Origin of the sequence: Microbacterium arabinogalactanolyticum (assembly GCF_030268005.1) — a bacterium.
Taxonomy (GTDB): domain Bacteria; phylum Actinomycetota; class Actinomycetes; order Actinomycetales; family Microbacteriaceae; genus Microbacterium; species Microbacterium arabinogalactanolyticum.
In genome coordinates this window covers 890,288-903,438 of sequence record NZ_BRZC01000004.1, presented here as the reverse complement: position 1 = coordinate 903,438, position 13,151 = coordinate 890,288, and the positions used below count along the sequence as shown (strand labels likewise).

At 68.5% G+C, this 13,151-nt stretch carries 12 protein-coding genes; 2 read left to right on the top strand and 10 right to left on the bottom strand.

Annotated elements, in window-relative coordinates:
* Positions 1-15 precede the first annotated feature (15 nt).
* Entirely contained in the window at positions 16-1,647 is a 1,632-nt protein-coding gene (locus tag MIAR_RS08800; RefSeq protein ID WP_285634317.1) for an amidohydrolase, read from the bottom strand.
* Between the two features lies 1 nt (position 1,648).
* On the bottom strand, positions 1,649-2,479 hold the full coding sequence (locus tag MIAR_RS08795) for a molybdenum cofactor biosynthesis F family protein (RefSeq protein WP_285634314.1): 831 nt from the start codon (positions 2,477-2,479) through the stop codon (positions 1,649-1,651).
* Positions 2,480-2,635: 156 nt separating this feature from the next.
* Here MIAR_RS08795 and MIAR_RS08790 point away from each other — a divergent pair, with 156 nt between their 5' ends.
* Both MIAR_RS08790 and MIAR_RS08785 read left to right on the top strand, forming a co-directional pair.
* A complete protein-coding gene (locus MIAR_RS08790; protein ID WP_285634312.1) occupies positions 2,636-3,382 on the top strand; it encodes an SDR family NAD(P)-dependent oxidoreductase in 747 nt (248 codons plus the stop codon).
* A 37-nt stretch (positions 3,383-3,419) separates the two neighbouring features.
* The gene (locus MIAR_RS08785) at positions 3,420-4,232 is read left to right on the top strand and encodes an SDR family NAD(P)-dependent oxidoreductase (protein ID WP_285634309.1); all 813 of its coding nucleotides are present in this window, start codon (positions 3,420-3,422) and stop codon (positions 4,230-4,232) included.
* Between the two features lie 63 nt (positions 4,233-4,295).
* On the opposite strand, the gene MIAR_RS08780 is transcribed toward MIAR_RS08785, so the two are convergent.
* The 8 genes from MIAR_RS08780 to MIAR_RS08745 form a co-directional block, all read right to left on the bottom strand.
* A complete protein-coding gene (locus tag MIAR_RS08780; protein ID WP_285634306.1) occupies positions 4,296-4,988 on the bottom strand; it encodes an ABC transporter ATP-binding protein in 693 nt (230 codons plus the stop codon).
* Positions 4,985-6,772 (bottom strand): branched-chain amino acid ABC transporter ATP-binding protein/permease, encoded by a 1,788-nt coding sequence (locus MIAR_RS08775; protein WP_285634303.1) that lies wholly within the window; start codon positions 6,770-6,772, stop codon positions 4,985-4,987. The genes MIAR_RS08780 and MIAR_RS08775 overlap by 4 nt, the downstream gene beginning before the upstream one ends.
* Entirely contained in the window at positions 6,759-7,619 is an 861-nt protein-coding gene (locus MIAR_RS08770; protein WP_285634300.1) for a branched-chain amino acid ABC transporter permease, read from the bottom strand. The genes MIAR_RS08775 and MIAR_RS08770 overlap by 14 nt, the downstream gene beginning before the upstream one ends.
* A gap of 70 nt (positions 7,620-7,689) precedes the next feature.
* Positions 7,690-9,288 carry an ABC transporter substrate-binding protein gene (locus tag MIAR_RS08765; protein ID WP_285634297.1) on the bottom strand — a complete coding sequence of 533 codons (1,599 nt, stop codon included), beginning with the start codon at positions 9,286-9,288 and terminating at the stop codon, positions 7,690-7,692.
* Positions 9,289-9,308: 20 nt separating this feature from the next.
* On the bottom strand, positions 9,309-10,097 hold the full coding sequence (locus MIAR_RS08760) for a MoaF C-terminal domain-containing protein (protein WP_285634294.1): 789 nt from the start codon (positions 10,095-10,097) through the stop codon (positions 9,309-9,311).
* Between the two features lie 29 nt (positions 10,098-10,126).
* The gene (locus MIAR_RS08755; RefSeq protein WP_285634291.1) at positions 10,127-11,239 is read right to left on the bottom strand and encodes a zinc-dependent alcohol dehydrogenase; all 1,113 of its coding nucleotides are present in this window, start codon (positions 11,237-11,239) and stop codon (positions 10,127-10,129) included.
* A gap of 147 nt (positions 11,240-11,386) precedes the next feature.
* Positions 11,387-12,343 carry an AraC-like ligand-binding domain-containing protein gene (locus tag MIAR_RS08750; RefSeq protein WP_285634288.1) on the bottom strand — a complete coding sequence of 319 codons (957 nt, stop codon included), beginning with the start codon at positions 12,341-12,343 and terminating at the stop codon, positions 11,387-11,389.
* A gap of 118 nt (positions 12,344-12,461) precedes the next feature.
* Complete coding sequence (locus MIAR_RS08745) at positions 12,462-13,112, bottom strand: HAD-IA family hydrolase (RefSeq protein WP_285634286.1); 651 nt, start codon at positions 13,110-13,112, stop codon at positions 12,462-12,464.
* Positions 13,113-13,151 lie beyond the last annotated feature (39 nt).

Genomic DNA, 13,151 nt, shown 5'->3' with positions numbered 1-13,151 from the left:
CCGACGCGTGGATCATCAGTGCCTGCTGAACACCTCACGACCCGCGAACCACGTCGACACGACCTCGGCATCGATGATCTCCTCCGGCGGGCCTGCCACGGCATCTCGATCCAGCACGACGAAGTCGGCGGACTTGCCCGGTGTCAGCGACCCGGTCTGCGCTCCCAGGCCCATGGCCCGTGCGGCGTTGAGCGTGAACACCGTCAGCGCCTCCTGGGCCGTGATGGCCTGCTCAGGCCACAGCACGCCGGGGGCGCGGCGCAGCGGATCCGCGCGGGTGACCAGGCCCTGCAGCCCCTCCAGTGGGTTCGGTGACTCACTCACAGGCCAGTCCGAGCCGCCGGCGACCAGAGCGCCGGCGTCGATCAGGGAACGGTTCGGCTGGGAATGCTCGGCGCGCTCGCCGAGCACCTCGGTGAGCGCCTGCGGGATCACGCCGGGGAACCAGATGAACGGCGACACATCGGCGGCCACGTCGAGCTCGGCCAGCCGGGGGATGTCAGATGCCGATAGGAACTGCCCGTGCGCAATCTGGATCGGCGTTCGCAGCCCCTCCGCACGCAGTCGTGCCGCCGCCTCGAGCACCAGGTGCGCAGAGCCGTCACCGGTGCAGTGCACCTTCGCGCCCAGCCCGCGCTCGGCGGCCACCCGCATCCAGCTGTACAGTTCGTCGAACTCCATGGTCGTCGTGCCGTGGAAGTGCGCGCCGTGGGCGGTGTCCGGCAGATAGGGCTCCAGGAAGGATGCTGTCCGTGCAGGCGGGACGCCGTCGAGGAAGATCTTCACGAAATCGGGGCGGTGATGCGGGGTCCGGAACTGCTCAGCACGGTCCAGCAACGGTGTGCCGATCGGATCGAAGCCGAAGATCTCGTCGTTGATGAGCAGCGACGACACCACCCAGCTATTCAACGCATCGTCGCGGTCGAGGGCGGCGAGGGCAGCGAGGATGTCCACTGACGCACCCGCATCCTGGAACGCCGTCACGCCGCTCGCGTTCAGCAGCTCGACCCCACGGCGGGACGCCGCGACATGCTGCTGCGGAGTGAGTCCGCCACCGCGGTCGTACGCTTCCTGCACCGGCAGACTCGCGCCCTCGAGGAGCACACCCGTCGGGGTGCCGTCCGTGTCATCACACAACACGCCCTCGGCGCCGGCGGACACCCCCGCCAGCTCGAGGGCCCGGGTGCTGGCCCAGCGATTGTGCCGAGAATCCTCCACGAGCATCACCGGACGACCGCCCGCGGCCTCGTCCAGCAGGTGCCGCACCGCAGTGCTCGACAGCGCCGGCAGCAGGGTGGTGGCGATCACGCCGCCGTTGATCCAGGCATCCGCGGGCAGCGTGCGTGCACGGCTGCGGACTCGATCGAGGATCTGATCGAGCGTGAGCTGCGGCGGCAGCACGAGCTCGAACAGCTCGGTGCGCCCGGCCAGCGCGTGATGGTTGTGCACGTCGGCGAAGCCGGGATACACCGCGCCGTCGCCGGCGTCCAGCATCCGGGTGGACACACCGCGCAGGCCGTCGATCTCATCGAGGCCGCCGGTCGCGATGATCCTGCCATCCTTGACCGCGAGTGCCGAGGTCAGCGGAAGGGCGGGGTCGACGGTGCGGATCGTTCCGGTGACGATGAGGTCGGCGTGACCGCTCATCTCACGCCTCGTCGAACGTCGCGGGCTCGAGTTCCGGCGTGTGCTGCGTCATGGACAGCAACCGCCCATGCGCACCGAATGTGAAATGCGTGGGCACCTCCCCGGTCTCGTCCAGACCGAACAGCACGCCGTGCGAGCGGATCGCACGGGCGTCGCGGTGGTCGGCGACAGTGACGGATGCGCAGGGGATCACCTTCTCGCGCCATGCGAAGACGTAGATACCGGGGCGTACTTCCCACACGCTTGCCTCGTCGGTGTCGGCCAGGCCTCGCTCGGGACCCGCGAGGCACTGCCACGAGTACCAGTGCGGTGACAGGTAGATGTGCTCGTACGCGTGCTGGGGGCTGTAGACCCACTCGACCCGGCGGCCGATGAGCGCCGCGCTGGGATGCGGCGCCTCGCCCGTCACCTCGGCGCCCTCGATCTCAGACGGTGTGAACGTCTGACGCACACGGGTGTGCCCGGCCTCGGGTTCGGCGATCTCCGCCAATGCAGACAGAGCCCTGCCGTGGCGCATGTCGATGACGAGAGAGACCGCCTTCTCTAGGTGCTGATGGGGATGGAACTGGACGTAGAGCAGCCCCTCGTCCACGACGACGGCGTCGTAATCGTCTTCGGACGCCGTGGTCGTCGTCCCATCGGCGGGCCGGTACTCCCAAGCCACCTGGTGGTCGGTGAAGCGGTGTGAGATGCGTGTGCCGTCGGGCTGGACGAGGTCGACGGTGCGGCCCGACAGAGCTGTCGAGTGCGGTGCCCGATACGCGTCGAACCCGGGCGCGAGCCCTTCCAGCGGGAGCCAGGTGGACGTGTCAGAGGGGTTCATCGTGGTCATACGGCGAGTCTGCTCGGACGCTCACACGATCGCTTGATCCTGAGGGCAGGGCGCTGGTGCGAGCGTGCACACTGCGCCCGCAGCACTCAGCCCAGCACCTGGGACGGGATCAGGATGAACCCGGTGGCATCCCCAGCCATCACGACGGAGGAAGACATGCGGCTGCAGCTTGATGGCTCCCGGATCCTGGTCACCGGCGCCGCGAGCGGGATCGGGCGCGCGGTCGCGGTGGAGCTAGCGCAGGAGGGGGCGCGGCTCGCGCTGCTGGATCGTGACGCCGAGGCTCTGGCCGAGACTGCGCGACTGGTCGGCGGGGCTCTCGCCCTCAACGCCGATGTCACGGAGGAGACGCAGGTCGCCGCGGTCGCATCGGCAGTCTCGGAAGCATTCGGTCGGCTCGACGGATTGGTGTGCTGCGCCGGTATCTCGGGCCCGATCGGCCGAGGTGTGGAGCAGACCACTCGGGCGGAGTGGGACGCCGTACTGGCCGTGAACCTCACGGGTCCGTTCCTCATGGTCAAGCACACACTGCCCGCGTTGCGGGCTGCATCCGCTGCATCGGTCGTGTTCTTGTCGAGTGATTCCGCCACCGTCGCCTCACCAGGGATGACGGCATACTGCGCGTCGAAGGGCGCAGTATCGCAGCTGGCCCGCGCGCTCGCCGTCGACCTCGCAGATACAGGCATCCGGGTGAACTCCGTCGCCCCGTCCATCGTCGACACGCCGATGAGCAGACGCGACCTCGGCGTCGACGGCTTCGACGATGCCGTGCATCCCGTGCAGACCGCTGCTGAGGTCGCATCCCAGATCGTCTTCCTACTGTCCCCGCGCAGCCGTGCCATCAACGCCACGGCCATTCTCAGCGACTTCGGATACTCGGCTCTCTCCGGGTTCCCTGCGTGATCCCCCTCATCCTCCCCGCATACGACCGGAGCACATAATGGACAGGAATCCCGCCAGCATCGCCGGAAAGATCGTCGTCATCACCGGCGGCGGCACCGGTATCGGGGCCGCGACGGCTGAGCGATTCGCCGCCGACGGGGCGCGGGTCGTCGTCGTCGGCCGTCGCCGGCCGCCCCTGGAACGGGTGAGCGCGTCTGTCGGCGCGCACGTGATCGTCGCGGATGCCGCCGATTCCGCATCCGCGCGTGCCGCGATCAAAGAGGTGCTGGCGGCCTATGGGCGGCTGGACGTGTTGGTCGCCAACGCGGGCGGTCACGGTTTCGCACCGGTCCGCGACACGGACGACAGTGCGTGGGAGGCTGCTTTGCGCTCAAACCTCACCACGGCTTTCGTGATGGCACGCGAGGCGCTGCCGGCGCTCATCGAGTCACGAGGGCAGATCGTCGTGATCTCGTCGCTGGCGGGGCTTTTCGCGGGGCCCGCCGTGGCCGGGTACACCGTCGGCAAACACGCACTGATCGGCCTCACACGGTCCATGGCACGCGACTACGGACGACACGGAGTGCGAGTGAACGCCGTGTGCCCGGGCTGGGTGCAGACGCCGATGGCTGATGAGGAGATGGACGAGTTCGCCCACCAGGCCAGGTTGGGATCACGGGAGCACGCCTACGAGACCGTCACCCGCGACATCCCGTTGAAGCGTCCTGCACAGCCCTCTGAGATCGCGTCCGTCGTGCGCTTCCTCGGGTCGGCCGAGTCGTCGTACGTGACGGGAGCCGTCATCCTCGCCGACGGCGGCGCGCACATCGTCGACGTCCCCACTCTCGCGTTCGAGCACGCGGGTATGTGAGCCCGGGAAGCGCGAAGGCGCCGCCCCGCATGATCCGGGGCGGCGCCTTCTGGTTCAGACCCGTCAGCCACCCAGATACGCGCGGTGCAGCAGGTCAGGATCGGCCTGCAGGTCCTCGGCAGTGCCCTGGAACGAGACCCGTCCGCCCGCGACCACCACAGCCTCGCGTGCGATGCCCAGCGCGAGCTGGGTGAACTGCTCCACGAGAAGCACGCCCACGCCCGAATCGGCGATCGCACTCACCACCGGCATCAGCCGCATGAACACCACCGGTGCCAGGCCCAGCGACATCTCGTCGATGAGCAGAATGCGAGGCTCGGCAGCGAACGCCCTGGCCAGCACCACCATCTGCTGCTCTCCGCCCGAGAGCAGTCCCGTCGGGGAGTCGATGCGTTTCTCGAGTTCAGGGAACGGTGTGAGTGCCGCTTCTATCGCGGTCGGAGTGCGAGCGGTGAGTGACAGGTTCTCGCGCACCGTAAGAGAAGGGAACACCGCCCTTCCCTGTTCGATGTGCACGATCCCGCGGCGGGCCCTGGCGACGCGTGAGAGTCGTTCGACAGGCTCACCGTCCAGCAGGATCCGTCCCGTCGCGAGCGGTGTCACCCCCGAGATCGATTCGATCAGACTGCTCTTGCCCGCGCCGTTCGGACCGACCAAGGCCAGCACCTCGCCGCCCGTCACGCTCAGCGTCACGCCTGAGATCACTGCGCCGGCGCCGTGGCTGACGCTGACGTCCTGCAGTTCCAGGGTGCTCATTTCAGCAGCTCCGTCTCCCCCATGTACGCCTTGACCACATCCGGGTTCGCGAGCACCTCGGTCTGCGGGCCTGACGCCAGTACCCGGCCGAAGTCGAGCACGGTCAGTGAGGGGCACACGGAGCGGACCAGGTCGAGGTCGTGCTCGATGATGATGAGGGCCAGACCGAACCTCTGCGGCAGCTCGCGCAGCCGGGCGCCCAGTGCCAGATGCTCCTCGTGCGAGAGACCGGCGGCCGGCTCGTCGAGGATCAGCAGTCGAGGTCGCGCCAGCACGTGCGCCGCGACCTCGACGAGCCGCCGGGTACCGACATCCACACCCGCGAGTCGGGTGCGCGCGGGCGGGCATCCGAGGAATCGCAGCACCTCCTCGACGTCAGAGGCGGCGAGCCGGCGCCGCGCGACGAAGCGCACGTACGCACCCACAGTCAGCAGGGGTGGAACTCTGTCCTGCTGGAAGGTGCGGCGCAGCCCCAAGCGAGCCCGTCGGGTGGGTGAGGCCGCACCCAGGTCGTGGCCGTCGAGCACCACCCGTCCGCCGTGACCGAGCAGGAAGCCGCTGATCGCGTCGACGAACGTGGACTTGCCTGCACCGTTCGGACCGATCAGGCCCATGATGGAACCGGCCGGGACCTCGAGCGAGACGTCGTCCAGCGCCTTCAGCGCGCCGAACTGCACGGTCAGGCCCTGCACCTGCAGCACGGGCTCGCCCGACAGCAGCACCTGGTGGGCTGTGGCCACCGTGGTCGTCGTCACCGGCGCCGCGTCCTGATCGGCATCCGGCGGCAGCGGTGTCAGTTCCGCGGCAGGCGTGCGCCGATCGGCACGCCGCCAGATGAGGTTGCGGATGACCTGGCCGAGATTCGAGCCGCCAGTCAACGCCTGCACGCCGAGAACGCCGAACACCACGAATGCCCAGTCCTGTGGCACGCCCCAGCGCTTGAGCAACTCCGGCACCAGCACCCACAGGACGCCTCCCAGCACCGCCATGTCGATCAGGTGCGCCCCAGACATGATCGCCAGCACGTAGAGCGCCAGCGACTGCAGCGGCGTGAAGCTCGACGCGAACGGCAACTGGACCTGCCCGGCAAGCAGCCCACCGGAGATGCCGCCCAGCGCGGCCGAGACGGCGAACGCGGTCAGCTTGGCGGTCTGCACGCTCTGACCGGATGCCGCCGTGCCGCGCTCCGAGAACGCGACCGCCTTCCAGCCGGAGCCCCAGCGCCCGCGCTGCAGGAAGTACACGATCAGGCAGCAGGCCACCAGCACGATCACGGAGAGCAGGAAGAACTGACGATCGTTCGCGAACATGGCGGGCCGCTCGACGGCGATCCCGTCAGCGGACCCGGGGAACTGGATCTGCACGAGCGTGACGTCCGCCGCGGCCGCGAATCCGAGCGTCACGACGGCGAGGTTCACGCCGCGCAGCCGCAGCGCAGGCAGGCCGACGATGATGCCGACCAGTCCGGCCCCGATGCCGCCGACGATCAGCCAGAGGATGAATCCGCCCGGCGCGTGCATGATGTTCAGCAGCGAGACGATCCACGCGCCGACGGCCGCGAAGGTCAGCTGGCACAGTGCGATCATGCCGGCAGATCCGGTCACGATGCCCAGGCCGAGGATCGCGATGGCGGCTATGACCGCGCTTATCGCGAGGAAGACGAAGTAGCCGGGCAGGACGCCGCTGAGCAGCATCCCGACGCCGACGGCCGCGATGGCGACGATGACCGGCCAGCTGAGCCGGAAGGTCCTCGACTGGGTGAACGGCGTATCAGCGCGCGACATCCCACACCTCCTTGCGCTGCGTCCAGAGCAGCAGGACGACGATGAACAGGAACGGAAGGAAGTTGCGCACGAGTGCGACCTCGTCGATCTGCGCCACAAGGCCGCTCGCCACTCCCAGCACCAGACCGCCGATCACGGCGAGGGTCAGCCTCTGGAACCCGCCCAGCAGCGCAGCGGCTGCAGACGGGATGATCAGCATGGACAGGCTGGTCGCGTCATTGGACTGGGACGGCGCAACGATCGTGATCGCGAGGGCGCTGATCACGCCGGTCACGAACCACACCGAGATCGACAGCGGGCGCGAGCGGATGCCCAGCAGCTCGGCCGTGGTCGGGCGCTCGGAGAGGGCCCGCAGCTGCGTTCCGACCCTGGTGCGGCGGAGCACCACGTGGACGATCACCGCCGTGATGATCGCCATCACCACGGTCGCCACAGTCACCTGACTGACCGTGACGCCACCCAACGAGAAGGCGGGGCCCGCGATGATCGGGGCGAAAGGCTGCGGCTTGTTGCCGAACAGGATGAACGACAGCGAGATCAACAGCAGCAGGGGGCCGACGGTCATGGCGGAGCGCGTGGTCGTCGAGGCCTCAGACAACCAGGTCGCGGCAATCCAGCCGATCGCCGCCGAGAGAACACCGGCGACGAGGACGCCCAGTGCAGATCCGAGCCAGATGGGCAGGCCAAGCTGCCGCACGGCCCACACGGCGGTGAAGGCGCCGAACATGCCGGTCGCGGCCTGGGCGAAGTTCACCACGCGGACCAGTCGTGACATGAGGGTAAGGCACACGCCCAGTACGGCGTAGAGGCCGCCGGCGGCGAGGCCGGCGATGGCGCCTTGGAGCATCGTGATTCCTTTCGGATTAGGGGCCTGCGGCCGCCGGAGGGCTCGTGCTCCGGCGGCCGCAGGATGAGCATCAGCCTTCGAACCGGAACCAGTCGTCGGCGACCTTCTGCCAAGTGTGCGTCCCGGACTTCAGCTCGATCGGCCAGCCGGCTGTGTTGTTGACCCCGAACGTGTATGGGGTGCCGATCATCGGATTGTCGATGGGCTTCATCTTGCGCAGCGCAGCCGTGACGGACTCACGGGTCACGTCGCCCTTGATGGTCTTGAGCACCTCGATGAAGTGCGTCGCTGCCAGGTAGCCGCCTTGGCTGAACGCGGTCAAAGGGATGTTGTTCGCGGCCATCAGATCGCGCCACTCCTTGTTGATGTCGTTCTCCTCAGTGAACGGGTAGAACTCGGCAGGGACGTAGATGCCAGCACCGGCGTTGTCGACGGCCTTGGCGAAGTTCTCGCTGTACACGCTGGTGAGGTAGAGCCACGTCACGTCGTTCCAGCCCTGCGCGTTGGCGGCCTTCACCTGCCCGATGGCGTCGGGCTCGACCGGATTGATCGCGAGCGCCTTGCAGCCCTGCTGGCGGGCCTTGACGATGTACGGCGTGTAGTCGCTGGCGCCATAGGGAACGGTGTCGTCGATGTACTTCGGCTTCTTCCCAGTCAGCTTCGTCCACTTGTCGATAGCCGCCTGATAGGTCGGCCTGGTGGAGCCGGCTATTTCGAGCAGTACGCAGATGTCGTTGAGTCCGAGCACCTCCGAGCCGTACTGCAGTGTGAGCGTCAAATCGTTGAACGGACCGACGTTGGCGGGAGAGATGTTCTTGCTGTCGAAGCAGCCGGTGTCCACGCCGATTCCAGGGATGGAGAGGATGCCCTCCTGCTCGTAGTACTTGGCGTTCAGTTCGCACTCGATCAGGCTGGCGGAGCCGACCAGCGCGACGGCCCCGTCGCTGCCGACCAGCTCGCGAGCCGAGGCGGTGGCCGTGGCCGGGTCACCCTTGTCATCGAGCTTCTTGTACTCGATCTTGCGACCGTTCAGGCCGCCCGCTTTGTTGAAGGCGTCGAAAACCGCGGCCGCGGCTTGCGATGCCTCGGGGAACGTCGCCGGCCCGCTGATCGTGTTCACGGAGCCGACGATGATCGGCGATCCGGATCCGCCGTCGGAACCGGGGGCCGAGCAGCCCGAGAGGGCGAGTGCGCCGACGAGGAGGACCGCAGCGGCGGTCAATGCACGGCTGTTCATGAGAGTCCTGTCTGTTGTGTGCGGTTGTGGATGTAGGGACGACCAGTCGCGCAGGGCGCGGTTGACCATCTCGGTGTCGGTGAACTGCTCGAAGGCGACGACATGTCCGTCCTCGAGTCGCCACACATGTGCGACTCGGGCCGCGAAGGATCGCCCGGTGCGCTTGTGGGTGCCGGAGTAGGTGCCGATTCCGACCACCACGTCGCCGCCGTCGATGACCTCGTCGACGGCGAGCCGGTAGCCGTCCCATTCCTGCTGGATCCGGCCGAACACGTTCGCCGCGACCGCCTCAGGGCCGACGTAGGTGCCCGCGTAGGGGAAGCCCGCTGCCTCGGTCCAGCGGATGTCCGGAGCGAGCGGCGCAAGCATCCCCTCGAGGTCGCCGCGATCACTGGCCTGGTAATGGGCGCGGATGATGTCTGCGTTGTTCATGTCTCTGCTCCGAACCGTGCTCAGATCGGCTGCGCGTCGGGGTAGGCGACGGAACCGAGTGGATAGATGTGCCCGCCGCCGCGGGAGTGGGTGGATGCACCATCGCTGGTGAGGCCGAGGAAGATGCCCGTCGTCTTGAGCTGGTAGCCCAGATCATGCAGCCACACGCTAGCGACGGCGATCCGGAACTCGCGGAAGCAGAACAGGTAGAGCCCCTCGGCGAACTTCCACACGGTCGACAGATCCATGTCGCCGTGGCCCCGCTGCACGCCTTGCAGGCACTGCCACGCGTAGCGCTCGCTGGAGATGTAGACGTGCTCATACAGGTGATGCGGGCTGTACCGGTAGATGTTGCGCTTGCCGATGAGGTCCCGGCTCGGGCCGGGGACCTCGCCGCTCGGCTCACCGGCATCCGTGGTGGCAGCCCAGAACTCCTGACCCACCTGCGGGGCGCCCTCCACGGCCTCTGCGGCGATGCGAGAGCGCACGACCAGGGCACGGTGCGTGGTCGTCGAGTACACGACGGTGAGGGCCTCACGCTCCGTGCTGCGCAACGGGAGGTTCACGAAGACGACGTCCTCGCGCATCTGCACGGCGTCGTACGGGTCGGTTCCGCCTGCGCCCAGACCCTCCCAGGTGACCTCTTCCGCGCCGAAGCTCAGCGTGAACTCGCCGGCGCCGTCCAGGGCCAGACGCAGGGCCGTGCCCTCGAGCGCGACGTTCGGCAGACGGTAGGTGTCGATTCCGTCGGCGAACTCCTCGTAAGTGCGCCACTCGTCGTCGACGGCGGCGGTGGTGGTGTCTGCCATGTTGATCCTTACTGTGTTGAGTGATGACTTCACCGGGTCGGGTCGAGCGCGATCTTGATCACGGAGTGGTCGCGCGAGGCGATCAGTGCGAACGCCCGCTCGGCTTCGGCCAGCGGCAGAGTGTGCGTGACGAGTTCTTCGTATGGAGCCTCTCCGCGGGCGAGCCCGGCGATGGCGGGCTCGAATCCGCCCGCCGACAGGAAGCTGGGCAGAACGTCGATCTCACGGGTGAGCAGATCCTCGTCGGCGTGCAGCGTCAGCTCGGCGTGCGCCCCGCAGGCTCCTGCCAGGACGACTCGCCCTCCGCGGCGGACCAAGCGCACGGCATCCTGCTGGGCCGACGGGACTCCGGCGGTCTCGATGGCGGCATCCGCGCCGGCGCCGCCCAGGGCATCGCGAACGGCGGCGATCGGGTCGGCGGCCTCGCGGATGTTCACGACAGCATCCGCCCCGAACCGCAGTGCGGGCTCGAGTCGCGCCGCACGCGTCCCGGCCACGACGATCCGCGCGGCTCCGGCGCTGCGTGCAGCGGCGACGGTCAGCAGCCCGACGGGCCCGGGGCCGACTACGACCACGTTGTCACCGGGGCGGATGCCCGCCCGGGCCACCGCCCTGTGCGCGACGGCGTAGGGCTCTACGAGGACTGCAGCGTCCCAACTGAGGTCGTCTGGCAGACGATGGATGATGGCCTCCTGCGGGGCCATCAGATACTCGGCGTACCCGCCCCACAGCCCATGACCCGTCGTCCGTGGGATGTTCACCCCCAGCTGCCGCCCGATCGGCAGGCCGGCGGACGGATCGTCGTGGGCGCAGAGGTTGTATCGGCCGCTGCGGCACCAGGCACAGGCGCGGCACGGCAGCAGCATCTCCACCGCGATGCGGTCGCCGATGCTCAGCGAGCGGTCGAGGCCTGCGCGAGTGCCGATCGCCGCCACCTCGCCCACGAACTCATGGCCGGGGACCAGCGGGAACGGATTTCCGATGTGCCCCGCGAGCAGATGCAGGTCGGTCGCGCAGATCCCTACACGTCGGATGCGCACCAGCACGTCGTCGGGTCCGGGTGCGGGCACCGCGATCGTGTCGAGGGCGATCACGTCGCGCTCAGGGAAAACGATCTGCCTGCTCACAGCGGGTACGGGCACCTGTGCTCCTCCATCGCATCCCCGCGGCTGTGCGGGGCTCACGTACCAGCACAGGTCACCGCCGCGCGCGGCTCAAGGCTCCAGGGGCGATCGCGCGCCGAGAGTCAACCCCCGTGCCCGCAGCGGCAAGGAGGGACGGACGGCGGGTCAGTGGGCCGCGCGGTACTCGCTCGGAGCCACGCCGTACGCTGACTTGAACGCGCGGCTGAAATGGGCAGCGTCGACGAACCCCCAGCGCGCGGCGATCGCGGAGAGCGGGCGATCCGCCAGTGTCGGGTCCAGCAGATCGCGACGGCACTGCTCGAGCCGACGGGTGCGGATCCACGTCGACACGGTGGTGCCCATGCTCTGGAACAGCCCGTGAAGGTGCCGGGTCGAGATGAAGTGCGCGGCCGCGATGCTGCTGGGGGAGAGGTCCGTAGAGGCGAGGTTGCGGTCGATGTGCGTGCGGATGCGCTGCATGAGCGCGCGATGTGGATCGGCGGATGCCTCATCGAGGCCCAGCTCGCGGGTGAATACCGTGGCCACCAGATCCAGCGCACTCTGCGTCAGCCGCGCGCCGGTGGCCCCTGCGAGTTGATCGAGGTTGGTGGCTAGCTGCGACAAGTACGGGGCCACCATCCCGCCCAGGCCCTCCTGCCCGGAGATGCGCACCGCCGTGAGCTGGCCGACCAGATCGGGCGGCAGGCTCAGAAGGTGCTTGGGGAACATCACCACCATCGAGCGGAAGTCGTCGTCGAACACCAGCGAGTAAGGGCGCTCGGTGTCGTACACGGCCAGGTCGCCGGGACGCAGCACCGCCTCGCGATCATCCTGGATGAGCAGACCGGTGCCGGCGAGCAGCAGGCTGAGCTTGAAATACGCGCGATCGCCTCGTGCGATGAGCTCGGGAGTGCGCTCGACCACGTGCGCGCTGGCGCGCAGATCTGTGAAGTGCACTTCGTCGACCGCTGCCGCGCGCAGCATGCTGCGGAACCGCCCGGGTGTCCCGCCACTTACCTGCAGGGGCACGAACGAGTCCGACACGGCAGTGCGGAATGTGGCGATGTCACGCGCGATGAGCGTTGCCACCGATTCAGCGGGCGCGGCGGGTAGTCCGGACACGGGAAGATCACCTCGGAGTGGAACGACGTCGTTGCTTATGATCCGTGTCGGCACTCTAGCACCGCCGCCGGAGAGGTCGGATGCCGGCGCGGTTCCTGCTGTCGTGCAGCTGCGGGTCTCACCTCAGCGTGAGCTCGATCCCGTCCTGAGCCGTGCGCACCTGCACGTGCGTGAGGTCGTCGACGACGAACGTCGCGCCGTGCGCGTGCGCGTGGGCGCCGACGCCGATCACGCGCATGCCGGCCGCGAGCCCGGCCTGCACGCCCGCTTCGGAGTCCTCGAAGACCACGCAGTCGGCCGGCTCGATGCCCAGCATCCGCGCGCCGAGCAGGAATCCCTCCGGGTCGGGCTTGGACGCTGACACGCTCTCGGCGGTCACGGTCATCGCCGGTGCGGTCAGCCCGGCTGCGTGCATGCGCGCGGTCATCAGCGCCACGTCCGCCGAGGTCACGATCGCGTGCGGTGCGTCCTGCAGGGCGACCAGCAGCGCGGCCGCGCCGGGGATCTCGACGACGCCCTCGACATCGGCCGTCTCCGTCGCGAGCATCTCGGCGTTCTCGGCGAGGTTGATCGCGTGGTCGCGGTCGGGGAGCAGGATCGCCATGCTCTGGTGCCCCTGGCGCCCGTGGATCACCTCGAGCACGCGTCGCGGGTCCAGTCCGTGCGCCTCGGACCACCGCAGCCACAGCCTCTCCACGACGGCCGTGGAGTCGACGAGCGTGCCGTCCATGTCGAGGAGGATCGCCCGGGCGCGGATGCTGTGAGTCATGCGCCCAGGCTATCCGCCGTGCCCGTGAAGGACGGCACG

Excerpts from the sequence above, each read along its gene's own strand:
- MIAR_RS08765 (WP_285634297.1), bottom strand. The coding sequence starts at position 9,288 with ATGAACAACGCAGACATCATCCGCGCCCATTACCAGGCCAGTGATCGC.
- MIAR_RS08795 (WP_285634314.1), bottom strand. The coding sequence starts at position 2,479 with ATGACCACGATGAACCCCTCTGACACGTCCACCTGGCTCCCGCTGGAA.
- MIAR_RS08745 (WP_285634286.1), bottom strand. The coding sequence starts at position 13,112 with ATGACTCACAGCATCCGCGCCCGGGCGATCCTCCTCGACATGGACGGC.
- MIAR_RS08760 (WP_285634294.1), bottom strand. The coding sequence starts at position 10,097 with ATGGCAGACACCACCACCGCCGCCGTCGACGACGAGTGGCGCACTTAC.
- MIAR_RS08780 (WP_285634306.1), bottom strand. The coding sequence starts at position 4,988 with ATGAGCACCCTGGAACTGCAGGACGTCAGCGTCAGCCACGGCGCCGGC.
- MIAR_RS08790 (WP_285634312.1), top strand. The coding sequence starts at position 2,636 with ATGCGGCTGCAGCTTGATGGCTCCCGGATCCTGGTCACCGGCGCCGCG.
- MIAR_RS08800 (WP_285634317.1), bottom strand. The coding sequence starts at position 1,647 with ATGAGCGGTCACGCCGACCTCATCGTCACCGGAACGATCCGCACCGTC.
- MIAR_RS08785 (WP_285634309.1), top strand. The coding sequence starts at position 3,420 with ATGGACAGGAATCCCGCCAGCATCGCCGGAAAGATCGTCGTCATCACC.
- MIAR_RS08770 (WP_285634300.1), bottom strand. The coding sequence starts at position 7,619 with ATGCTCCAAGGCGCCATCGCCGGCCTCGCCGCCGGCGGCCTCTACGCC.
- MIAR_RS08775 (WP_285634303.1), bottom strand. The coding sequence starts at position 6,772 with ATGTCGCGCGCTGATACGCCGTTCACCCAGTCGAGGACCTTCCGGCTC.